This is a genomic window from Curtobacterium sp. AC273, from assembly GCF_979253735.1.
Map to the genome: position 1 here is coordinate 408330 of NZ_CEEDDU010000009.1, position 21296 is coordinate 429625.

19 protein-coding genes and 3 pseudogenes are annotated in these 21296 nt (G+C 70.9%); 12 read left to right on the forward strand and 10 right to left on the reverse strand.

Annotation, left to right across the window (positions count from 1 at the left end; genetic code table 11):
• Positions 1-49: 49 nt before the first annotated feature.
• A complete protein-coding gene (locus tag ACZ8AI_RS17315; protein WP_464859161.1) occupies positions 50-895 on the reverse strand; it encodes an Ltp family lipoprotein in 846 nt (281 codons plus the stop codon).
• 227 nt (positions 896-1122) lie between these two features.
• Between ACZ8AI_RS17315 and ACZ8AI_RS17320 the strand changes: the two genes are divergently transcribed.
• Complete coding sequence (locus tag ACZ8AI_RS17320) at positions 1123-2124, forward strand: aldo/keto reductase (protein ID WP_464859162.1); 1002 nt, start codon at positions 1123-1125, stop codon at positions 2122-2124.
• Between the two features lie 19 nt (positions 2125-2143).
• Positions 2144-2503, forward strand: coding sequence for a UBP-type zinc finger domain-containing protein (locus tag ACZ8AI_RS17325; RefSeq protein WP_071293535.1), 360 nt, complete (start codon positions 2144-2146; stop codon positions 2501-2503).
• A gap of 4 nt (positions 2504-2507) precedes the next feature.
• On the opposite strand, the pseudogene msrA reads toward ACZ8AI_RS17325, so the two are convergent.
• From msrA to ACZ8AI_RS17340, 3 genes and pseudogenes are all read right to left on the reverse strand, one after another.
• Positions 2508-3031 (reverse strand): annotated as a pseudogene (gene msrA, locus ACZ8AI_RS17330) (peptide-methionine (S)-S-oxide reductase MsrA).
• A 155-nt stretch (positions 3032-3186) separates the two neighbouring features.
• Positions 3187-4008: an aldo/keto reductase gene (locus ACZ8AI_RS17335; RefSeq protein ID WP_464859163.1), complete on the reverse strand. Its 822-nt coding sequence runs from the start codon at positions 4006-4008 to the stop codon at positions 3187-3189.
• A gap of 37 nt (positions 4009-4045) precedes the next feature.
• A complete protein-coding gene (locus tag ACZ8AI_RS17340; protein ID WP_464859164.1) occupies positions 4046-4459 on the reverse strand; it encodes a MarR family winged helix-turn-helix transcriptional regulator in 414 nt (137 codons plus the stop codon).
• A gap of 217 nt (positions 4460-4676) precedes the next feature.
• Here ACZ8AI_RS17340 and ACZ8AI_RS17345 point away from each other — a divergent pair, with 217 nt between their 5' ends.
• From ACZ8AI_RS17345 to ACZ8AI_RS17355, 3 genes are all read left to right on the forward strand, one after another.
• The gene (locus ACZ8AI_RS17345; RefSeq protein WP_464859165.1) at positions 4677-5330 is read left to right on the forward strand and encodes a hypothetical protein; all 654 of its coding nucleotides are present in this window, start codon (positions 4677-4679) and stop codon (positions 5328-5330) included.
• A 104-nt stretch (positions 5331-5434) separates the two neighbouring features.
• Positions 5435-6319 carry a S26 family signal peptidase gene (locus ACZ8AI_RS17350; RefSeq protein WP_464859166.1) on the forward strand — a complete coding sequence of 295 codons (885 nt, stop codon included), beginning with the start codon at positions 5435-5437 and terminating at the stop codon, positions 6317-6319.
• Positions 6316-7170, forward strand: a complete 855-nt coding sequence (locus tag ACZ8AI_RS17355; protein WP_464859167.1) for a LamG domain-containing protein — start codon at positions 6316-6318, stop codon at positions 7168-7170. The genes ACZ8AI_RS17350 and ACZ8AI_RS17355 overlap by 4 nt, the downstream gene beginning before the upstream one ends.
• Before the next feature lie 264 nt (positions 7171-7434).
• On the opposite strand, the gene ACZ8AI_RS17360 is transcribed toward ACZ8AI_RS17355, so the two are convergent.
• Positions 7435-8550: an MFS transporter gene (locus ACZ8AI_RS17360; RefSeq protein ID WP_464859168.1), complete on the reverse strand. Its 1116-nt coding sequence runs from the start codon at positions 8548-8550 to the stop codon at positions 7435-7437.
• Between the two features lie 212 nt (positions 8551-8762).
• On the opposite strand from ACZ8AI_RS17360, the gene ACZ8AI_RS17365 reads away from it, so the two are divergent.
• Positions 8763-9422, forward strand: coding sequence for a TetR/AcrR family transcriptional regulator (locus ACZ8AI_RS17365; RefSeq protein WP_464859169.1), 660 nt, complete (start codon positions 8763-8765; stop codon positions 9420-9422).
• 100 nt (positions 9423-9522) lie between these two features.
• On the opposite strand, the gene ACZ8AI_RS17370 is transcribed toward ACZ8AI_RS17365, so the two are convergent.
• The 4 genes and pseudogenes from ACZ8AI_RS17370 to ACZ8AI_RS17385 all read right to left on the reverse strand — a co-directional run bounded on the left by ACZ8AI_RS17370 (position 9523) and on the right by ACZ8AI_RS17385 (position 12968).
• Complete coding sequence (locus ACZ8AI_RS17370; protein WP_464859170.1) at positions 9523-10263, reverse strand: copper homeostasis protein CutC; 741 nt, start codon at positions 10261-10263, stop codon at positions 9523-9525.
• Positions 10260-11639, reverse strand: coding sequence for a M81 family metallopeptidase (locus tag ACZ8AI_RS17375; protein WP_464859255.1), 1380 nt, complete (start codon positions 11637-11639; stop codon positions 10260-10262). Before ACZ8AI_RS17375 ends, ACZ8AI_RS17370 begins: the two co-directional genes overlap by 4 nt.
• A gap of 62 nt (positions 11640-11701) precedes the next feature.
• A pseudogene (locus ACZ8AI_RS17380) lies at positions 11702-11791 on the reverse strand (hypothetical protein); the annotation flags it as partial.
• Positions 11784-12968, reverse strand: coding sequence for an ROK family protein (locus ACZ8AI_RS17385; RefSeq protein WP_464859171.1), 1185 nt, complete (start codon positions 12966-12968; stop codon positions 11784-11786). The pseudogene ACZ8AI_RS17380 and the gene ACZ8AI_RS17385, both read right to left, overlap by 8 nt.
• A 237-nt stretch (positions 12969-13205) precedes the next feature.
• On the opposite strand from ACZ8AI_RS17385, the gene ACZ8AI_RS17390 reads away from it, so the two are divergent.
• The 5 genes and pseudogenes from ACZ8AI_RS17390 to ACZ8AI_RS17410 all read left to right on the forward strand — a co-directional run bounded on the left by ACZ8AI_RS17390 (position 13206) and on the right by ACZ8AI_RS17410 (position 19595).
• Positions 13206-15002, forward strand: a complete 1797-nt coding sequence (locus tag ACZ8AI_RS17390; RefSeq protein ID WP_464859172.1) for a peptide ABC transporter substrate-binding protein — start codon at positions 13206-13208, stop codon at positions 15000-15002.
• 93 nt (positions 15003-15095) lie between these two features.
• A complete protein-coding gene (locus ACZ8AI_RS17395; RefSeq protein WP_464859173.1) occupies positions 15096-16943 on the forward strand; it encodes an ABC transporter permease subunit in 1848 nt (615 codons plus the stop codon).
• A pseudogene (locus tag ACZ8AI_RS17400) lies at positions 16943-18055 on the forward strand (ATP-binding cassette domain-containing protein); the annotation flags it as partial. The gene ACZ8AI_RS17395 and the pseudogene ACZ8AI_RS17400, both read left to right, overlap by 1 nt.
• A 94-nt stretch (positions 18056-18149) precedes the next feature.
• Positions 18150-18626, forward strand: a complete 477-nt coding sequence (locus ACZ8AI_RS17405; protein ID WP_464859256.1) for an ATP-binding cassette domain-containing protein — start codon at positions 18150-18152, stop codon at positions 18624-18626.
• Between the two features lie 192 nt (positions 18627-18818).
• Positions 18819-19595, forward strand: coding sequence for an ROK family protein (locus tag ACZ8AI_RS17410; protein ID WP_464859174.1), 777 nt, complete (start codon positions 18819-18821; stop codon positions 19593-19595).
• Between the two features lie 119 nt (positions 19596-19714).
• Here ACZ8AI_RS17410 and ACZ8AI_RS17415 read toward each other — a convergent pair whose 3' ends face one another.
• Complete coding sequence (locus tag ACZ8AI_RS17415) at positions 19715-20173, reverse strand: DUF4383 domain-containing protein (protein WP_071293554.1); 459 nt, start codon at positions 20171-20173, stop codon at positions 19715-19717.
• A gap of 171 nt (positions 20174-20344) precedes the next feature.
• Between ACZ8AI_RS17415 and ACZ8AI_RS17420 the strand changes: the two genes are divergently transcribed.
• Complete coding sequence (locus ACZ8AI_RS17420) at positions 20345-21232, forward strand: SDR family oxidoreductase (protein ID WP_464859175.1); 888 nt, start codon at positions 20345-20347, stop codon at positions 21230-21232.
• The last annotated feature ends 64 nt before the right edge of the window (positions 21233-21296 follow it).

Genomic DNA, 21296 nt, shown 5'->3' on the forward strand with positions numbered 1-21296 from the left:
CGCCTCCAGTCCGTCGGTTGTTCAGAGGCCGACCGTGGTCGCCGCCTGCTCAGCCTGCGGCTGGGTGAACTGATTGCCAGCGGAAGACGTGGAGCTGCTCGATGAGGCCGACTCGCGAGAAGCCCATCCCGGAATCCATGTAGCCCTTCGCCGCATCCACTGCCTGCGCGTTCCAGTCCGCGCCTGCATTCGCGACTGCGTACTGCGCCTGCTCGGCAGCGAACTGGTTTCCGGCGCTGGACGTGAGCTGCCCGGTCAGGCTGGCCTCGGAGAATCCCATGCCGGACTCGAGGTACCCCTTCGCCGCCGAGAGGGCCTGTGCATTCCAGTCTGCGCCGGAGTGATCGATGGCCCACTGCGCATCTGCCTGAGCGAAGCCGTTACCTGCGGAGGATGTGAGCTGCTGGAGCAGGCTCGCGGCCGAGAACCCCATCCCGGAGTCCAGGTAGCCCTTGGCTGCGGCGGCAGCCTGGAGCTGACCGACGGTGCCCTTAGGGGTGGCTGGCTTCGCAGCTGCCTTCGTTTCTGTCGTGGCCTTCGCTGCGTCCTGCTCCGAGGCTGCAGCGGGCGTTGCGGTCGTTTCCGCTGTCGCCGGTGCTGCTGTCTCGTTGGACGATCCGCCGTAGACGCCTGTGAAGATGCTCCCCAGGATGATCGCGACACCTCCGACGACAGCGCCTGCGACGGACCTGCGGCTCTTGCGTCGGATGCCGATGATGCCGATTACGACCGCGACGATGCCGAGGAAGATGCCGAACCCGCCCGTGTGCGGGATGAGCGCGAAGACGATGCCGATGACGCCGAGCCAGACGGCTGCAGTTCCGAGCCGACCCTTCGGTCGTGGACCCGACTCTGCGATGACTGGTTGGTGGGGGGCCGGGATGGTGTCGGACATGTCGGGTTCTCCGTGGTCTGAGGAAGAGCAAAGGCAGGCCGACGGTACAACCAGAGGACACCTCAGGAGTCCGCAGAGCGCGGACTGAATCCGGAAATGCGTGGACCCGCAAGGATTCCCGGATCGGGAGCGCCTCGAACTGGGGGGCAACGCGCCGGACCACCGCTCGCGCTGCGGGGACACGGTAGCGTCGACGACGGCCTGTCCCCGACCCGGATCGAGCAACGATGCCTGACGCCCACCGCCCCGCCGACGACCGCTACGAGCGCCTCCCGTACGAGCGCGTGGGGAAGAGCGGCCTGCTGCTGCCGCGGATCTCCCTCGGCCTCTGGAACAACTTCGGGACGGATCGCGCGCTCACGACGCAGCGCGACATCCTGCTGCACGCGTTCGACCGTGGGGTCACCCACTTCGACCTCGCGAACAACTACGGCCCCCCGCCCGGCGCTGCCGAGGAGCAGTTCGGCCGTGTCCTCGAGTCCGACCTGCGTCCGTTCCGCGACGAACTCGTGGTGTCGACGAAGGCCGGCTACGACATGTGGCCCGGCCCGTACGGCAACGGGGGCTCCCGCAAGTACATGCTCGCCTCGCTCGACCAGTCCCTCGGCCGCATGGGCCTGGACTACGTCGACGTCTTCTACTCGCACCGTCCCGACCCGGAGACGCCGATCGAGGAGACGGTCAGCGCCCTCGTGACCGCCGTCCGCTCCGGCAAGGCGTTGTACGTCGGCATCTCGAACTACGACCCGGCCCAGACCCGCGCTGCGGCCGAGGCCCTGGCCGCCGAGAACATCCACCTGCTCATCCACCAGCCGCGCTACAACATGTTCGACCGGGTCCCCGAGGACGGCCTCTTCGACGAGCTGACCCGGCTCGGCACCGGCGCGATCGTGTTCTCGCCGCTCGCCGGCGGGCTGCTGACGGACCGGTACCTCGACGGCACCGTGCCGGTCGGGTCGCGTGCCGCCGAGGGCCGCTGGTTCACCGCCGAGCGCATCGACGACGAGTACCTGACCACGGCGCGGGCGCTGAACGACATCGCGGCGGCGCGCGGGCAGACCCTCGCGCAGCTGGCGATCACGTGGGTGCTCCGCCAGCCCGCGGTCACCTCGGCACTGGTCGGCGCCTCGAGCGTGCGGCAGCTGGACGGCACCCTCGACGCGCTGTCGGGTGCGCCGCTGTCGGACGAGGAACTCACCGCCATCGACGCGCTGGTGCCGCGCGGCTGAGCGAGGCCATGATGGTGCCATGACGGACCAGGACGAGATGATCCACCCCGAGGTCGCGCCGAGCGGGAACGGGTGCGTCGAGTGCGACGCGACCGGATCCTGGTGGGTGCACCTGCGCCGGTGCGCCGCGTGCGGGCACATCGGTTGCTGCGACGACTCGCTCAACACCCACGCGACGCGGCACTGGGAGGAGACGGGGCACGCCGTCATCCAGAGCTTCGAGCCCGGCGAGACCTGGGCGTGGGACTACCGCGACGACTCGCGGTCCGAGGGGCTGGAACTCGCGGCGCCGACCAGCCACCCGGTGGAACAGGCAGTCCCCGGGCCGGCGGATCGCCTTCCCGGGGACTGGTTGGAACTGCTCGGCGGCTCGCGCTAGGCGATCAGACCGATGCGGTCGCCTCGTCGCGGTGCGGGAGCTTCCAGCCCGGACGCACGAAGTGGCAGGTGTACCCGGCCGGGTACTTCTCGAGGTAGTCCTGGTGCTCCTCCTCGGCCTCCCAGAACGGACCGGCGGCGGTGACCTCGGTCACGACCGGGCCCGGCCAGATGCCGGAGGCGTCGACGTCCGCGATCGTGTCGCGCGCGACCTGCTCCTGCTCGGGCGACGTGAAGAAGACCGCCGAGCGGTAGCTGCGGCCGACGTCGTTGCCCTGGCGGTCCTTCGTCGACGGGTCGTGGATCTGGAAGAAGAACTCGAGCAGGTCGCGGTACGAGATCACGGACGGGTCGAAGACGATCTCGACCGACTCGGCGTGGTCACCGTGGTTGCGGTAGGTCGCGTTCGGGGTGTCGCCGCCGGAGTAGCCGACGCGGGTGCTGATGACGCCCGGACGACGACGGAGGAGCTGCTGCGCTCCCAGAAGCAGCCGCCGGCGAGGATGGCGGTCTCGGTGGTGGTGGTCATGGTGGCCTCCTGGGCTCTCGTGCCGCTGGCTGCGGCACCGTACTGTGCAACCGGCGACGGGGGTGTGCTGTTCCCGTTGCGGGCCTGGAGGCGCGGTGCGGGCTGGCACCGCGCCTCCAGGCCGCCCTGTGGTCGCGTCTGGTTCCGTGGTGGGGTCAGTCGGTCGTGTCCTGCAGTGCGTCCAGCGCGGCCACGTCCTCGGCCGACAGGACGAAGTCCACGTCGGCGTTCTCGGCGATCCGCGACGGGGTCGTCGACTTCGGCAGCGGGAGCACGTCCTGCTCGAGCAGGTAGCGGATCGCGACCTGCGCGACGCTCTTGTCGTACTTCGCCGCGATGTCGCGGATCTGCGCGTTCTCGAGCAGGCCGCCGGTGGCGAGGGGCGAGTAGCCCTCGGTGAGGATGTCGTGCTCGCGGTCGAAGGCGGTCGTCTCGTCCTGCGTGTTGCCGATGAACCAGCGGATCTGGTTGGCGTGCGGGACGACGTCGGTGCGGCCGAGCAGGTCCTCGAGGTCCGCGACCGTGAAGTTCGAGACCCCGATGCTCTTCGTGCGGCCGGCGTCGTAGAGCTCCTCGAAGACCTTCCACACCTCGACGTTGCCGTCGCGGTGGTCCGAGCCCATGTCCGACCAGGGCCACGGGGCGTGGATGAGGTACAGGTCGATCCCGCCCAGGTCGAGGTTGGCGCTGGAGGTCTCGAAGGCCTCGCGGGCACCGGCGGCGGTCTTGATCTCGGCCGGGAGCTTCGTGGTGATGAAGACCTCGTCGCGGGGGACGCCGCTGTCGCGGACGGCCTCGCCGACGCTGGCCTCGTTGCCGTAGGCGAGCGCGGTGTCGATGTGCCGGTACCCGAGGTCGAGTGCGGTCTTCGTGGCGTCGTAGGCGTCACTGCCGGACGGGATCTGCCAGGTGCCGAACCCGATCTTCGGGATGTGCAGGCCGTTGGACATGGTGAACGTGTCGATGAGAGCGGGCATGCTCCGGACGATACGCCGGTGACCGTGGCGTCGTCGGTCAGGGCATCGCGTCGCCGGCCGAGCCGTAGAGGCTCGTCGCCAGCTCGTCGAGCACCGCGAGCAGGTCGCCCCCGTGCGCCGTGTCGACCGCCCGGAGCACCGCGGTGTAGCGCTCGCGGTAGTCCGCGACCACCGATTCGCCGGCGGGCAGCAGGCGCAGCAGCGATCCCCGTCGGTCGTTCGGGTTCGGGGCGCGCTCGAGCAGTTCCGCGCTCGTCATCCGGTCGATCATGTTCGTGACCGCACCCGAGGTGAGCCCGAGGAACCCCGCGACCTCGGTCGGCGTGGAGTACCCGGTGTCGCTCACGAGCACGAGGGCACGCAGCGCGTTCTCGTGCACGCCGGCGCGCGCACCGAGCTGGCGCACCAGGCTCGCGTTCGCGCGCACGACCGCGTCGAAGGCCGTCAGCATGTCCGCCGTGTCCGTCTGACCTGTCCGGGTCACAGGTGCTCCTCTTGTCGTCTCGGTGTCGCCGGGGCCGCCGCGGATCGGGGCACCCCCTCGCACTGGGGTAAGTCTACGAGTGGTCAACTTGGTCAAGCATTAAGTATCTTGATCATTGAAGCAAGAGAGCCCGAGCCCCTTGCTCCGCCCCACACCCTGACTCCCTGATCGAAGAGGTATCCCCGTGTCCGACAAGCTCCGCACCTCCGCTCTGAAGCGGATCCGCTTCGCCCCCGTCGCGCTCCTCGCGGGCATCTTCGCGGCCGTCCTGCTCTCCCTCTCGCTCACCGGCACGCTGTCCGGGTTCGCGGCGAGCATCACCAACAGCAGCAACACCGCCGCGAGCGGCACGCTGATCATGCAGGAGCAGAACGCCGGTGCCACGGTCACCTGCCTCAGCACGGACGGTGGTTCGGTCTCCACGAACGCGGCGACCTGCTCGACCATCAACAAGTTCGGCGGCAGCAGCACGATGACCCCGGGCAACACGGTCAACACCGCCATCTCGATCAAGAACACCGGCACCGCGAACGCCGCGACCTTCACGCTCACCCCGGGCGCGACCTGCACCCAGTCGGCGAACGGCACCATCAACGGCACCGCGACCGACCTGTGCGCCAAGATGAACCTCGTGATCACGTCCGGCGCGACCACGGTCTTCAACGGCACGCTCGCCAGCTTCAAGGGCGCCGCCGCGTCGGCCATCACCATGCCCGCCGCCCCCGCGGCCGGTGCCAGCGTCCCGTTCAACTTCGCCGTGACGCTCGACCCCTCGGCTGGCAACACCTACCAGGGCCTCGCCGCCTCGGTGCCGATGACCTGGACCTTCACGGCCTAGGCCCCCTGACCGGCGACGCTCGGCCGACCCCCTTCCGGCCGAGCGTCGCCTCCCATCACCCCAACTCCCCGCACCACCCCACGGCCCACAGGACGGAGCAGTACATGAGCCAGACCGCAGCGATCCCGCTCAGTGGCACGCTCGACCGTCCGCTCCTCGGCGCCCCCACCGCCACGCGCTTCGAGACCGTCCTCGCCTGGTCGGTCGCCCTCGTCGCCGCAGTCCTGCTCACCGCCGCGGTGCTCTTCCTCTCCGCCGGCGGCCGCTGGTTCGTCGTCGAGACCCCCTCGATGGGCGAAGCCGCACCGGTCGGCACGCTCGTCCTCGACCTCCCCGTGGACGTCGCCACCCTGCACGTCGGCGACATCGTCTCCTTCGAGACCGCCGCCAACCGCGGCGTCGTCTACACGCACCGCATCACCGCCGTCGACGCCGACGGCGGCCTGCACACCCGCGGCGACATCAACGGCGCGACCGACCTGTGGACGCTCACGCAGGACGACGTCATCGGCACCCCGGCGCTCCTCGTCCCGCACCTCGGCTGGCTCTTCCGCGCCGCCCCGCTCCTGCTCATCGGCACCCTGGTCATCTGGACGCTCACCAGCGTCTTCACCGACCGGGTCACGCGCGCCTGCCTCCGCATCGCGGGCGGCGCGCTCACCGTCTCCTACGCGGCGTTCGTCCTGAAGCCGTTCGTCAACGTGACGACGATCACGAACACCTCGAGCCCGTCCGGTGTCGAGGCGACGATCGTCTCGTCGGGCATGTTCCCCGTCCGGGTCGAGGCCCAGGGCGCCGACAGCCTGCACCTCGTCGACGGCCAGGTCGGGCGGATGGTCATCCACGAGCTCACGAAGAACGGGCACTACCAGCTGACCTCGAACATCGACCTCGGCCCCGTCGGGTGGGCGCTGCTCATCGCCGCGTGCCTCGTCCCGCTCGTGCTCTGCCTGTCGGTCGGCCGCGTCGAGGCGGTGCGTCCCTCGTGAGGCTCCAGCACCTGCGCGACGGTCGCGTGATCGCCGCCGTCCTCGTCCTCGGGCTCGTCGTCGTCGCGCTCCTCAACGCGTTCTCCCCGACCCGCTCCGCCTACAGCGCCCGGATCACGAACTCCGGCAACTCCGCCGCCACCGCGCCCTACTTCACGTGCACGGCAGCGGTCGGCGCCGACACCGCGAACGCCCTGTTCGCCTACCGCCTGACCGAGGCCTCCGGGTCGACGACCGCCACGGACTGGTCCGGCAACCGCGCGAACGGCACCTACCAGGGGTCGATGGCAGCGACGACGCCGAACCCGAACGCGTGCCCGCGGGACACCGGCAGCTCGTACCTGCTGAACGGCTCGACGAGCTTCGTCTCCACGCCGAAGTCGTTCGCGAACCCCACGACCTTCAGCGAAGAGGTCTGGTTCAAGACCTCCGTCGCAGGTGGCATGCTCATCGGCTTCGGCACGAACCAGGTCGCCGCCTCCGGGCAGCACGACCGACAGGTGTACCTCAACACCGCCGGCCAGCTCGTCTTCGGCACGTACAGCGGGACGACGCAGGTCGTCACGTCGCCCAAGGCCTACACGGACGGGGCGTGGCACCACGTCGTCGCGACGCAGTCGGCCGGCACCGGGATGCGCCTGTACGCCGACGGTGTCCTGGTGGCGTCGAACACGGCGTTCACCGCCGCGGAGCCGTACACCGGCTACTTCCGGGTCGGGTACGACACGGTCTCCGGGTGGCCGGGGCAGCCGTCGAACTTCTTCTTCACCGGGTCGATGCGGTACGCGGCCGTCTACAGCACGGTGCTGTCGGCGACGCAGGTCGCGAACCACGCGGCGGCCGGTCGCTGACCGGTCCGGGCCGAACCGGCGGGCGTTGTCCGCTGGCTGCGACTTCACGCGCTCAGCGACACCTCACGGGCTGCTGAGGCCGTGAAGTGTCGCTGAGCGCGAATGTCGGTGCGTGCGGGCCGGGCGCGAGCCGTCGACGGGACCGGCCTCAGGGGCAGGCGACCGCGACCGAACCGGTGGTCGTCGTCTCGACCGCGACGGCCTCGGCCGTCGGAACCGCGTTGGACCGCCGCAGCCCCAGCGACACGAGCACGACCGCACCGATCACGGCGACACCGCCGGCGAGCCAGAAGTCGGCGGCGAGTCCGAACGACGACACCGCCACGCCACCGAGCACCGATCCGGCCGCGATGGCGAGCTGGATCGTCGTGACGAACAGTGCGAGGCCGGTCTCGAACCGCTCGGTGACGCGGTCGACATCCACGTCTGCATCCCGAGCGGCAGCGCGCCCCAGACCAGGCCCCACACCACGAGCAGGACGAAGACCCCGACGACCGAGTGTGCCAGCAGCGGCAGCAGGACGACGGCGCCGGCGAGCACGAACTTCGCCGAACCGATGGTGCCGAGGACGCTCCGGCCGAGGGTGAAGCCGGCGGCGAAGTTGCCGACGATGCCGGCGACGCCGAAGACCAGCAGCGCGATCGTGATGGTGTCCGGACCGACGCCGACCAGGTCCTGCAGGTAGGGCGCGATGTAGGTGTACGCGGCGAACTGCGCCGCGAAGAGGAACGCCGCCGCGATGAGCCCGACGCGTGCGCGGGGGACCCGGAGCAACGATCCGAGCGTCGAGAACCGCACCTGCTGCAGGGCCGGGATCTTCGGCAGCATGGCGAGCTGCAGGCCGAGTGCGACGAGGCCGAGCACCCCGCCGATCACGAACGCCAGGCGCCAGCTCGCCAGGGACGACACGAGGGCGCCGAGTGGGAGGCTCACGACCGTTGCGACCGAGACGCCCGCGGTGATGAGCGAGGTGGCGCGGATCACGGCGTCGGAGCGGACGAGTCGTCCGGCGATCCCCGCGCCGATCGCCCAGAAGCCGCCGATGCCGACCCCGAGGAGCATGCGGGCGAGGAGCAGGACCCAGAAGGACGGCGCGATCGCGGCGAGGCCGTCGGCGACCACGAGCAGGACGGTGAGTGACACGAGGACGACGCGGCGGTCGATCCGGGAGGTGAACACCGTGACGACGGGAGCGGCGACGGCACCGACGAGGCCGGTGGCGACGACCATCAGGCCCGCGGTCCCGATGCCGACGTCGAGGTCGGACGCGATCGCGGGGAGCAGGCCGATCGGCAGGAACTCGGACAGGACGAGGACGAACGATCCGAGTGCGACGGACGTGACACTGAGCCACCCGCGGCGCTCTGCTGACGAGGTCATGCGCTGCTCAAGCACCGATGGCGTCGTGCCATTCCCGTGCGACGCACCAGCGGTGCCCACCGGTGTGGTGTCGGTGATGCCGCCGTTCGGGTTCGGCGGCATCACCGTGCTGTGGACGGTCCGCCTAGGGTGCGGGCCGTCCCACTGAGAACCTAGGCAGATCGTTATGTGGAGTCAAGCGTCCACATAAGACCCACGATTAGGGTTCTCTCATGTCCCCTGGCGAGCGCGTCCGCGCCGAACGGGTCGAGGTGCGTCGGAGCCGCGAAGCGATCCTCGCCGCGGCCGAACGGCACTACGCGGTGCGCGACGCCGATCCCACGATGGCGCAGCTCGCCGAACTGGCCGGGGTGGGGACCGCCACGCTCTACCGCCGGTTCCCGAGCATCGACGACGTGGTGCGCGAGCTGCACGGGCGACTGCTCGAGGAGTTCGGCCGGGTCGAGGCGGCCGTCGCCGCGCGGCCGACTGGATGGGACGGTGTCGTCGCCCTCGTCACCACGATCATCGACGTCCTGCAGGAGCACCCCGCCATCCCGCGGCTCAACCGGAAGATGGTCGCGCTCGACGACGACCAGCAGCTCAGCGCCCGGTGGGCCGACCGGCTCGACGCGCTCATCGCTGCCGCGCAGGCCGAGGGCGCCCTGCGTCGGGACGTGACGGCGAACGACGTCACGTTCGCGGCCTTCCGGCTCGGCAGCTACTCGAACCTGCCTCCGGACGAGGCCGATCGGATCATCGGTCGGCAGCTCGGCATCGTGCTCGACGGGCTCCGTACCGACGGCGTCCGCCACCCGTTGCCCGGTGCGGCGATCCGGCCCGACGACCTGCACCGCGTGTTCCGCTACGAGGCGACGCACCCCGTCGAGTGACGACGCGCCGGCCAGGCGTCCGATGTGCGCACGGCGTCACCATCGACGGCCTCGCTGTCGCGTTGTTCATGTCAACAAGCACTGTGCCTGTCGCAGGCGATCAGACGTCGAGCGCCGCCCGGGCAGCGGCGACGACCGACTCGTCGGTCACGAAGTGCGCGGAGCCGTCGTCCGCGCCGCCCATCGGGACGCCGGCGTGCGCGCTGTCCGCTGCCGGACGCTTCGCGGAGAGGTGCACCGCGGCGACCCCCGTCGCGACGAGCGCAGGGACGTCGGCCGGGATGACCCCAGCGCCCGCCATGACCTGCACGGGTCCGGCGGCCTCGACCATGCGGGCGATCGTCGCCGCACCGGTCAGGGCGGTGGGAGCGGCACCGGACGTCAGCACGCGGGTGAACCCGAGGTCGGCCAGGGACGCGGCCGCCGCGACGGGGTCCGCCGCGTGGTCGATCGCCCGGTGCAGGGTGACCTCGGCGGTGGCGCTCACCGAACGGGCGGCGTCCACGAAGCGACGGAGGGCGTCCACGTCGAGGGTGCCGTCCGGGCGCAGGGCCCCGACCACGACGCCGGCGGCCCCGGAACGGAGCACCGTGCGGACCTCGCGTTCCATCAGGTCGACCTCGCCGCGGTCGTGCACGAACCCGCCGGGCCGGCACCGCACGAGCGCGTGCGCCGGGATGCCGGTCTCGTGGGTCGTCTCGACCAGGGCCTGCGAGGGAGTGAGCCCGCCGAGTTCGAGTCCGACGCACAGCTCGACCCGGTCGGCGCCGCCGTCCCGCGCGACGATCGCCCCGGCGGGCGAGGTGACGGCGATCTCGAGGCTGACGGGGGAGTGGCTCATGCAGTGGCTCCGAGCGGTTCGTTGGAGGCGGGGACGATCCGGGCGCGGAGGTCCGGCGCCGACGGGAACACTCGATCGTAGGGGAACATCGGGCGCTCGATCCTGTGGTGTCCGAGGCGCTCGAGGTCCTGGTCGACGCCGCCCGGCGTGAGGGCGAGCATCCAGTCGGCGGACATGTCGAACAGCTCCGGCTCGAGGTACCCGATCTTCACGACGACGATGTCGGCCTGGCGGGGCGCGAGGTCGAGGTCGGTGAAGTCGTGCTCGTGGTGGTACGGCTTCCGGAGCTTCGTGAGGATGGCGAACACACTGCCGACCTGCAGCACGACCTCGGTCTCGGCGTCGCGGTCGCCGTGCTTGATCGCGTGCACCCGGCCGGTCATCGTGATCGGACCGGCGTGGACGTCGTCGACCGTCGCACCCGCGGTCACGGTGACGGTCGCGCCCACCCCGGCCTCGACCGCGGTCGCCACGGCGGCGGCGCCGGGGACGCTCGCGTAGATGACGATCGGGCCGGTCGGGTCCTGGAACTCCGGGCGTGCGAGCACCTGGGTCAGCCCCCACGTCATGTCGCCCGAGCCACCAGCGGTGGGGTTGTCACCCGAGTCCGAGATGAAGTACGGCTTCGCGGCACCGGGGGCGAGCGCGGCGGCGAGGCACTCGTCGAACGAGCCGGTCGGGGCGACGAACACGAAGTCCTCGCGAGCGTCCCAGAACGCCGTCGCGAGCCGCTCGGCACCAGCGGCCACCGCGTCGGCGTCCCACCCGGTGACGACGGTGACGGCACGGTCGCGCGGCTGGTCCGCCCAGGCGTAGCCGACCCAGATCGCGGCGTCGAGCACGCCCTCGGTCGCCTCGACCTCCGGCACCTGCGCGTACAGCGACGCCGCGGGCTCGATGCGTGTGGAGGTCTGCTCACCGGGCAGCAGCACCGGGATCGGGATCCACGCCTTGACCGGACGCTGCGCGCCGACGGGGCGGGTGGTGAGCACGTCGACCAGGTTCCGGACGGCGCGCTCCTTCGTCTCGAGGGCGTCCTCGTGCGGAGCCATCCGGTAGCACGTGACCAGGTCGACCTGGTGGGCGAGTTCGGCGGTCACGTTGCCGTGCAGGTCCATCGACGCCGAGACGATGACGTCCGGGCCGATCACCGCGCGGATCCGGCCGAGCAGGTCCGCCTCGGCGTCGTCGAGCCCCTCGACGACCATCGCGCCGTGGATGTCGTACCAGAGGCCGTCCACGTGCTCGGCCTCGACGATCGCACGCAGCCGCTCGACGATCTCCGACGCGAGCGACTCGTACGACGCCCGGTCCACGATCCCGCCGGGCAGCGCGTGCCCGATGAGCGCGCCCCGGAAGTCCGCGCGCGACGACAGGGCCCGAGGAAGTCGTACCGCGCCACGACCTCGTCGCCACGGTCCGGGTGGAACGCCGGCGCGAGGGTCCGGGTCGGCGTGAAGGTCGACGTCTCGATGGCGAGCCCGGCGATGGCGATGACCGGACGACGATGGGTGAGGGGCTCAGACACGGACGCTCCTGTTCCTGGTGGTGGACTGCGGGATGGGTGCGGACAGTTCCTCGAGCGAGGCGGCGAGGCCCCGCTGCAGGGCGAACTGTCCGGCCCCGACGAGCCCGGCGTCGGCGCCGAGCGACACCGGCTCGATGGCGAGGTGCTGCGTCATCAGCGGGTGGCAGCTCTCGTAGAGCTGGCTGCGCACGGCGGCGATGAACGGGTCGAGGGTGGAGAGGATGCCGCCCAGGTAGACGGCGTCGGGGTTGAAGAAGTTCACGTTGGCGGCGAGCACCTCGCCGAGGTACCGGCCGGCCATCCGGACGGCCCGGGTGGTCGCCGGGTGCGCGTCCGAGGCGAGCCGGACGACGTCGGCGGTCGACGACACGTCGACCCCGGCGGTCGACAGGATCCGCACGAGGGCGGCACCGGAGGCGACGGTCTCGAGGCACCCGGTGTTGCCGCACGAGCACGGGGTGTCGCCGGCGGCGTCGATCCGCACGTGGGTGATGTCCCCGGCGGCACCCGTCGACCCGCGGTACAGCCGACCGTCGATGACGATCCCGGCGCCGATGGCCGACCCGGCCTTGATGGTGATGGTCTGCCGGCGGCTCGGGTCCTGCACGGTCTGCTCGCCGGCGGCCATGCAGTTCGCGTCGTTGTCGACGATCGCGGGCAGGCCGAAGCGCTCGGACAGCCACGAGGCGACCGGGAACCCGTTCCACCCGGGCATGCGGCTCGGCAGGTCGACGACGCCGGCCTCGACGTCGACCGGACCCGGCAGGCTCAGCCCGACCCCGCGGAGGCCGTCGCGACCACGCTCGTCGGCGAGCCGCTCGAGCAGGGCGGCCAGTCGCTGGAGCCCGGCGGTCGGGCCGTCGGAGAGCGCGAACGGGACGTTCGCGACCGACTCGAGCGCGCCTCCCGGCAGCACGATGCCGATGCGCGCGTGCCCGCCGCCGACGTCCGCGGCGACCGCGAACTCGTCGGCCCCGCCGATCCGGAGCACCTTGCGGGGGCGACCGCCGGTGGAGACGTCGGTGCCCTCCTCGGCGAGCAGGCCGTGGGACAGCAGCTGGGCGACCACGTGGGAGACGGTGGAGGGGGCGGCGCCGAGCAGGGTCGCGATCTCGGTGCGGCTGCTGGCCTGCCCGGACGCGACCAGTTCGAGGACACGGGCACTGAGGTCCGGCACGACTTTCTCCAATCCGGGCGGAAGCGGACCGGAGGACCCGATCTGCGGCGAGCCTACGGGGCGGAACAGCCGGTCGACCCTTTCGTCCGATCGGCAGTAACGCAGTTTTTACATCGAGATGTTTGTTTTTCCAATCGCTTTGGTCCTTGACTGTCCTCGTGCCTCCGGGCACGTCTCGTGCTCCACCTCCCCGAACCCCCGACGCCGAACCGGCGTGACCGCACAAGGAGACACCGCATGTCCAAGCCCCGTCGCTGGGCGCTCCTCACCGGAGCGGCGATCGCCGTGAGCGCCCTGCTCGCCGGATGTTCCGGGGGCGGCTCCACCGCGTCCGGTTCCGACTCCGACGAGATCAACTACGCGCTGCCCGCCAACTTCACGCCGAACTGGATCCTGCCGATCGGCACGGCGTCGCACCTCAACACGAACAACGGTTCGATCGCGCAGTCGCTCTACGAGCCCCTCGTCGCCTACGACGGGTCGACCGGCAAGATCGCGTGGAACAAGGCCGGCTCCGTCGCCACCGACGTCTCGTTCGCGTCGGACTCCAAGAGCGCCACGGTCACGCTGGGCGATCGGCACTGGTCGGACGGCAAGCCGATCACGAGCCGCGACGTCGCGTTCTGGTTCAACCTGATCAAGGCGAACAAGGACCAGTGGGGCTCGTACTCCGAGGGCAAGGCTCCGGACAACTGGACGTCGTTCAAGACGGTCGACGACACGCACTTCACGATCACGTTCGACAAGGCGTACAACTCGGACTGGATGCTCGCCAACCAGCTGAGCCACATCATCCCGCTGCCGCAGCACGCCTGGGACAAGACGAGCGCGAGCGCGAAGATCTCCGACGCCGACGAGACCACCGCCGGCGCGAAGCAGGTGTGGAAGTACCTCAACACCGCGGCCGGCAAGATCTCCGACTACGCCAGCGACGACCTGTGGAAGACCATCTCGGGTCCGTACGGCGTCAAGTCCTTCACGACCGCCGGCAAGGTCACCCTCGCCGCGAACACGAAGTACGACGGCGGCGAGAAGCCGGCGATCAAGACGGTGAACCTGCTGCCGTTCACCACGAGCGACGCCGAGGTCAACGCGGTCCGCTCGGGCGAGGTCGACTACGGCTACATCAACGCCACCGACATGGACCAGAAGTCGTCCTTCACGGCGAAGGGCTACGACGTCGAGCCGTGGACCGGCTGGGCCATCACGTACATGCCGTACAACTTCAACAACCCGACCATGGGTGCGGTCTTCAAGCAGCTGTACGCCCGCCAGGCCGTCCAGATGTCGATCGACCAGAAGAGCCTGTCGAAGGTCGTCTTCAACGGCACGGCCACCTCGACCTACGGCCCGATCCCGCAGGCGCAGGAGTCCGACTACGTCTCCGACGTGCAGAAGTCGAACCCCTACCCGTTCAGCACGAAGAAGGCCAAGGACCTGCTCACCAGCCACGGCTGGACCGAGCAGGGCGGCACGATGGTCTGCACGTCGCCCGGCACCTCGGACAGCCAGTGCGGCGAGGGCGTCGAGCAGGGCACGAAGTTCACCATGCAGGTGCTCTCGCAGTCCGGCTCGACCGTGACCGACAACATGATGAGCGCGATCCAGTCGTCGCTGCAGAAGACCGGCATCGGCTTCACCATCAAGACCGCTCCGGTCTCGAGCGTGCTGTCGCAGACCCCGACCTGCACCGCCGACCAGGCGAGCTGCAAGTGGGACCTGTCGTTCTTCGGCACCGCGGGCAGCTGGTACTTCCCGGCGTACCCGACCGGTGAGTCGCTGTTCTCCACCGCCGGCTCGGCGAACTTCGGCAGCTACTCCAACAAGGAGGTCGACGCCCTGATCGACGCGACCACCACCTCGCCCGACGCCTCCGCCGTGCAGGACTACAGCGCCGCGGTCGCGAAGGACCTGCCGGTGATCTGGCTGCCCAGCCCGGACTACCAGATCTCGGTCGTCAAGAAGGGCCTGTCCGGGTTCGACCAGGACTCGCTCGCCAACTTCCACCCCGCCCAGTGGAAGTGGAGCAAGTAGCAACGTGACCACGGACGGGAGGCGCGGTGCGCGTCCGACGCGCACCGCGCCTCCCGTCCTCCCCACGTCCCGAACCCGACCATCGGAAGCCGCATGACCACAGCTCTCTACCTCACCAGGCGCGTCCTGCAGGCGCTCGCGGTGATCCTCATCGTCACGATCGTCGTGTTCTGCCTGCTGCACGCCCTGCCGGGCGGGCCCGCCCGCGGCGTCCTCGGCGTCTCCGCGACACCCGCGCAGATCGCCGCCTTCAACCAGGCGCAGGGGCTCGACCAGCCGCTGCCCGTGCAGTACCTCCGCTTCCTCGGCCGCCTGCTCACCGGCGACCTCGGCACCTCGTACACGCTCAACGAGCCGGTTTCGCAGCTCATCACCGAGCGTCTGCCGAAGACCCTGGTGCTCACCGGGATGTCCGCGGTGCTCGGCATCGTCATCGCGATCCCGGTCGGCATGTGGCAGGCGGTCCGCCGCAACGGCGCGGTCGACTACGCCGCCACCGCCCTGGCGTTCGTCTTCTACTCGACGCCGGCGTTCTTCCTCGGCCTCGTCCTCATCATCGTGTTCAGCCAGCAGCTGCCGTGGCTGCCGTCCCAGGCACCGAGCGGCAACACGCTCGCCGAGGTGTTCCAGGACCCGGCCGGACTCGTCCTGCCCGTCGTCACCGGCGCCCTCGCGATGATCGCCGTGTTCAGCCGGTACATGCGGGCCTCGACGCTCGAGAACCTGCACGAGGACTACGTGCGCACCGCCCGCGCCGGTGGGGCGTCGACGGCGACGATCCTGCGGCGGCACGTGTTCCGGAACTCGCTCACCCCCGTGGTCGCGATGCTCGGCTACTACCTCGGTCCTGTTCGGCGGGGCGCTCGTGACCGAGCAGCTGTTCAACTACCCCGGCATGGGGCTGCTGTTCTGGAACGCGGCGCAGACCTCGGACTACCCGACCCTGCTCGGCTGCGTGCTCGTCATCTCGATCGCGACCGTCGTCGGCACGCTGCTCGCCGACGTCGCGCAGTCCTTGATCGACCCCCGAGTGAAGGCAGGCCGCGCATGACCGCCGTCCAGATGGCCCCGGAAGCACCCGGCGCACCCGTCACCGTCGCGGCGACCGGCTGGAAGCTCGCCGTCCGCCGCTTCCGCCACAACACCCTCGCGGTGATCGGCCTCGTCGTGATCGTCGTCATCGTCCTGTTCTGCTTCGTCGGCCCGTTCGTGTACCCGACCGACCAGACCCACACGCAGCTGTCCCAGGCGAACCTCGGCCCGAGCGCCGCGCACTGGTTCGGCACCGACGCGGTCGGCCACGACGTCCTCGGCCGCCTGATGTACGGCGGCAAGGTGTCGCTCATGGTCGGCATCGCCGCCGGCGTCCTCGCCACCGTGGTCGGCACGCTCTGGGGTTCGGTCGCCGGGTACGTCGGCGGCTGGGTCGACGCCGTCATGATGCGCGTGGTCGACGCGGGCATCGCGATCCCCGCGCTCTTCATCCTGCTCGTCATCTCCGCGATCACGACGCCAGGCGTGTGGGGGCTCATCGTCATCCTCGGCTTCGTGTCGTGGCTCGTGCCCTCCCGACTCATCCGCGCCGAGACCCTGACGCTGAAGAACCGCGACTACGTGCTCACCCTGCGCGCCATCGGCGGGTCCCACGCCCGCGCGATCGGCCGGCACCTGCTGCCGAACTCGGTGTCCACGATCGTCGTGGCGGCGACGTTCCAGGTCGCCGACGCGATCCTCCTCGTCGCCTACGTCTCGTACCTCGGCCTCGGCGTGCAGCCGCCGGCGACGGACTGGGGCGGCATGCTGTCGGCGGGGCTCACCGCCGCGTACTCGGGACGCTGGTGGCTCATCGTGCCGCCCGGTCTCGCCGTGATCCTCGTCGTCTGCGCGTTCAACGCGGTCGGCGACGGGCTCCGGGACGCCTTCGACGTGAGGGGCCGCTGATGTCCATCCTGACCACCACCGACCTCGGGGTCACCTTCCGCACCGAGTCCGGCACCGTCGACGCGGTCCGCGGCGTCACCCTGCACGTCGAGCCGGGCGAGACCCTGGCGCTCGTCGGCGAGTCCGGGTCCGGCAAGTCCACGGTCGCGCTCGCGGCGATGGGGCTGCTCTCCGGCAACGCGACCGCCACCGGCAGCGCGGTCGTGGACAGCCACGAGGTCATCGGCGCCCCGGAGGACGCGCTCCGCGGCCTGCGCGGCAAGACCGTCTCGATGGTCTTCCAGGAGCCCGCGACCGCCCTCGACCCGCTCACCCGCATCGGTGCCCAGATCGCGGAGGTGGTCCGGAACCACCGGTCGGTCAGCGCCGCCGACGCGCACGCCGAGGCCGTCGAGCTGCTCCGCCGCGTCGGCATCCCGTCGCCCGAGCGCCGCGCGAAGGCGTTCCCGTTCCAGCTCTCCGGCGGGCAGCGGCAGCGCGTCGTCATCGCGATGGCGATCGCGAACTCGCCGGCGCTCCTCATCGCCGACGAACCGACGACCGCGCTCGACGTCACGGTGCAGGCCGAGATCCTCGAGCTGCTCCGGAAGCTCGCCGCCGACACCGGCACGGGCGTCCTGCTCGTCACCCACAACATGGGCGTCGTGGCGGACTTCGCGGACCGGGTCGCGGTGATGCTGCAGGGCGAGATCGTGGAGACCGGGGGCGTCGAGGACGTCCTGCTCCACCCCGAGCACGACTACACGAAGCGGCTGCTCGCCGCGGTGCCACGGCTCGCCGTCGCCGATCCTGCGTCCGCCACGGACCGCGCGTCCGTCGACGGTCCCGTCGAGCCGGCCGGGAGGCACGACTCGCCCCCGGTGGTCGACCTGCGGGACGTCTCGGTGACGTTCGGGCGCGGGGCGCGTGCCGTCCACGCGCTGAGCGGGATCGACATCGCCGTGCACGCGGGCGAGACCGTCGGCCTGGTCGGCGAGTCCGGCTCCGGCAAGTCCACCGCGGCGCGGGTCGCGCTCGGCCTCGTCAAGCCGACGTCCGGCAGCGTGCACCTGTTCGGCTCCGACCTCCGCACCGCGAAGGGGCGCGACCGCCGTGCGCTCCGGTCCGGGATCGGCGTCGTGCTGCAGGACCCGGTGGCGTCGCTCGACGCGCGGATGTCCGTCGCCGAGTGCATCGCGGAGCCGCTCGCCGTGCACCGCCGGGGGGATGTCATCGGCCGACCGACGTCGACGCATCGACGAGGTCCTCGACGCCGTCCGGCTGCCCCGAACGCTGGCGTCGCGTGCGCCGCGGGAGCTCTCCGGCGGGCAGCGGCAGCGGGTCTCGCTCGCTCGCGCACTCGTGCTGTCGCCGCGGCTCCTCGTCGCCGACGAACCGACCAGCGCGCTCGACGTCAGTGTGCAGGAGACCGTGCTCGAGGTCCTCCGCGAGCTGCAGGGCGAGCTCGGGTTCGCGTGCCTGTTCGTGTCGCACGACCTCGCCGTCGTGCAGCAGTTCGCCGAGCGCGTCGTGGTGATGCGCCAGGGCGTCGTCGAGGAGCAGGGCACCACCGGCACCACGCTCCTGCACCCGACCACGGACTACACCCGGCGGCTGCTGGCGGCGGTCCCCGTCCCCGACCCGATCGTGCAACGGCAGCGCCAGGCCGAGCGGCTCGCGACCCTCGCGGCGGTGACCGCGTGATCGGCGGGGCACCGGCCGCGGTGGACCGGCAGACCCTGGGGACGGACGTCGTCGTCGCCGGCGTCGACGTCGGCGGGACGAACACGAAGGTGCTCCTCGCCACCCCGACCCTCGACGTGATCGACCGGGTCGACCTGCCCGACGCCCGCCCACGCGGGCGGAGCGGCGATCGTGACGGCGGCCCTCGGTGCCGTGACCGAACTGCTCGACCGGCACCGCGCCTCCTTGGCGGGTGTCGGGGTGGGCGCGGCCGGCGTGGTCGACGCGACCACGGGCACCGTGCTCGTCACCGGGAACTCGTTCACGGGGTGGGCCGGGTTCGGCGTGACCGACGCGGTGACGTCGGCACTCGGCGTCCCCGCGACCCTCGACAACGACGTGAACGCGTTCCTGCTCGGCGAGGTCGCGACCGGCGCGGTCGCCGGTGAACCCGACGTGCTCGGGATGACCCTCGGCACCGGGGTCGGTGGGGCCCTCGTGCTCGGCGGTTCGCTGTTCGCCGGGCCCCGCGGTGCCGCCGGCGAGATCGGCCACGTGCCGGGCTTCGGCGACGCGCTGTGCACCTGCGGGCAGATCGGCCACCTCGAGACCATCGCGGGAGCCCGCGGCATCGCCGACCGGTACGCCGAACGGACCGGTCGCCGGGCTTCGGTGCGCGAGATCGCCGAGGCCGCCCGTGCCGGAGACGCCGACGCCGCACGCGTGTTCGAGACCGCCGGGTGGGGCCTCGCGCGTGCAGCCCTGCTGACGGCGGGCATCCTCGACGTGACCACCCTCGTCATCGGCGGCGGCATCGCCCGGTCGTGGGACCTGCTCGAACCGGCCATCTCGCGGGCGATCGCCCTCGAGCCGCCGGTGAGCGGGGCGGCGATCCGCCTGGCGCAGTCGACGCTCGGGTCCGACGCGGTCGCGCTCGGAGCGGCGGCACAGGTCCGCGACCTCGTCCTCGGCGGCGCCCCCGCGCGCTGAGCCGTGCACCCCGCGTGCCGGGAGCACTCCGCACAACGCAAATCGGCCCGAACCACCTGATCTCGTGGTTCGGACCGACTTGCGTTGTGCGGTGGTGCCGACGGCGGGCGCCGAGCTGGTCAGGCCCGACGTGCTCCGACGCGCGGCAGCAGCAGACCGAGGACGATCATCGCGACGGCGAGCACCAGGTGCAGCACGTTGTCGGCGCTGTTGAGCGGCACGAAGTTGGCCGGGTCCGCCATGCCCGCGGTGAACAGGCCGTAGACGAACAGGACCGCGTAGACGATGCCGCCGACGACCAGGTAGAGCCGTGCGCCGCGTGCGCTGCGGGCCGCGAGCAGCCCGACGACGCCGAACAGCAGGTGCACGATGTTGTGCAGGACGGAGACCTGGAACAGGCCGACGAGCATCGCCATCGAGCCGTGGCCGGCGACCGACATGGTGCCCATGTCCATCGTGAGGCCGGGGACGAAGCCGGCGATGCCGACGAGCAGGAACACGACGCCGAAGACGAGGGCGCCCTTCTGGGTCCAGGTCGAGCCGTACCCGATCCGGTTGGTGGCTGCGTTGCTGGTCATGGTGCGACCTCTCTCTCGGCGATTCCGGCGCCCCTGCACCGGATCGGGCGCGATGACGCCCACAGCACATTCGGAGCACTCCCCGAGTCGGTTTGCAGGAGAACCCCGCTGTCCACGCAGCGCAGTCGTGCGCTGTGCCGACCAGCAGGGCCCCACGAGCACTGTGGGGACATGAGCCAGTACGAGAAGCGCGACCCGAACACCCTCTACCCGAAGCCGCCGTTCCCGAAGCAGGAGCAGTCCCTGCCCGGTGCCGCCTGGAAGATGGACCCGACGCCCGACCACGGCGAACAGAGCTACGTCGGCAAGGACCGCCTGACCGGCTTCCGCGGGATCGTCACCGGCGCCGACTCCGGCATCGGCCGGGCCGCCGCCATCGCGCTCTCCCGCGAGGGGGCCGACCTCGTGCTCTCGTACCTGCCCGACGAGCAGGAGGACGCCGAGCAGGTCCGTGACCTCCTCGAGGGCGAGGGGCGCCGCGCGGTGCTCTTCCCGGGGGACATCTCGGACGAGCAGTACTGCGGGGACCTCGTGCAGAAGGCGGTCGACGAGTTCGGCGGCCTCGACACCCTCGTCATGGTCGCCGGCCGGATGGACAGCAACGAGGACATCCTCACGCTCGACACGTCGATGTTCGACTCCACGTTCAAGACGAACATCTACTCGCTGTTCTGGCTGACGAAGGCCGCGGTCCCGCACATGGAACCCGGCTCGACGATCGTCACCACCGGGTCGATCCAGGCCTCGACCCCGTCGCCGGACAAGATCGACTACGCCGTGTCCAAGGGGGCCATCAAGCTCTTCACCGAGGCGGTCGCCCAGCAGCTCGCACCGAAGGGCATCCGGGTGAACTCGGTCGCTCCCGGGCCGGTGTGGACGCCGCTCCAGCCGGGTTCCGACGACGCCGAGACCGTGTCGCACTTCGGCGAGAGCTCGCCGTTCGGTCGTCCGGGGCAGCCCGCCGAGCTCGGTGCCGCCTACGTGCACCTCGTCAGCCCGGAGTCGAGCTACCAGTCCGGCTCGACCATCACCATCGCGGGCGGGACGCCCGCCTTCTAGACGGAACGGCAGGCGGACTGGAGGCGCGTGGCGGGCCCGCCCGCGCCTCCAGACCGTCACCAGG

What these genes read in the sequence shown, in the direction of transcription:
- ACZ8AI_RS17420 (WP_464859175.1), top strand. Translation starts at nt 20,345, where the DNA reads ATGAGCCAGTACGAGAAGCGCGACCCGAACACCCTCTACCCGAAGCCG.
- ACZ8AI_RS17390 (WP_464859172.1), top strand. Translation starts at nt 13,206, where the DNA reads ATGTCCAAGCCCCGTCGCTGGGCGCTCCTCACCGGAGCGGCGATCGCC.
- ACZ8AI_RS17370 (WP_464859170.1), bottom strand. Translation starts at nt 10,263, where the DNA reads ATGAGCCACTCCCCCGTCAGCCTCGAGATCGCCGTCACCTCGCCCGCC.
- ACZ8AI_RS17395 (WP_464859173.1), top strand. Translation starts at nt 15,096, where the DNA reads ATGACCACAGCTCTCTACCTCACCAGGCGCGTCCTGCAGGCGCTCGCG.
- ACZ8AI_RS17325 (WP_071293535.1), top strand. Translation starts at nt 2,144, where the DNA reads ATGACGGACCAGGACGAGATGATCCACCCCGAGGTCGCGCCGAGCGGG.
- ACZ8AI_RS17415 (WP_071293554.1), bottom strand. Translation starts at nt 20,173, where the DNA reads ATGACCAGCAACGCAGCCACCAACCGGATCGGGTACGGCTCGACCTGG.
- ACZ8AI_RS17360 (WP_464859168.1), bottom strand. Translation starts at nt 8,550, where the DNA reads ATGACCTCGTCAGCAGAGCGCCGCGGGTGGCTCAGTGTCACGTCCGTC.
- ACZ8AI_RS17405 (WP_464859256.1), top strand. Translation starts at nt 18,150, where the DNA reads ATGTCATCGGCCGACCGACGTCGACGCATCGACGAGGTCCTCGACGCC.
- ACZ8AI_RS17350 (WP_464859166.1), top strand. Translation starts at nt 5,435, where the DNA reads ATGAGCCAGACCGCAGCGATCCCGCTCAGTGGCACGCTCGACCGTCCG.
- ACZ8AI_RS17335 (WP_464859163.1), bottom strand. Translation starts at nt 4,008, where the DNA reads ATGCCCGCTCTCATCGACACGTTCACCATGTCCAACGGCCTGCACATC.
- ACZ8AI_RS17320 (WP_464859162.1), top strand. Translation starts at nt 1,123, where the DNA reads ATGCCTGACGCCCACCGCCCCGCCGACGACCGCTACGAGCGCCTCCCG.
- ACZ8AI_RS17315 (WP_464859161.1), bottom strand. Translation starts at nt 895, where the DNA reads ATGTCCGACACCATCCCGGCCCCCCACCAACCAGTCATCGCAGAGTCG.
- ACZ8AI_RS17365 (WP_464859169.1), top strand. Translation starts at nt 8,763, where the DNA reads ATGTCCCCTGGCGAGCGCGTCCGCGCCGAACGGGTCGAGGTGCGTCGG.
- ACZ8AI_RS17340 (WP_464859164.1), bottom strand. Translation starts at nt 4,459, where the DNA reads ATGCTGACGGCCTTCGACGCGGTCGTGCGCGCGAACGCGAGCCTGGTG.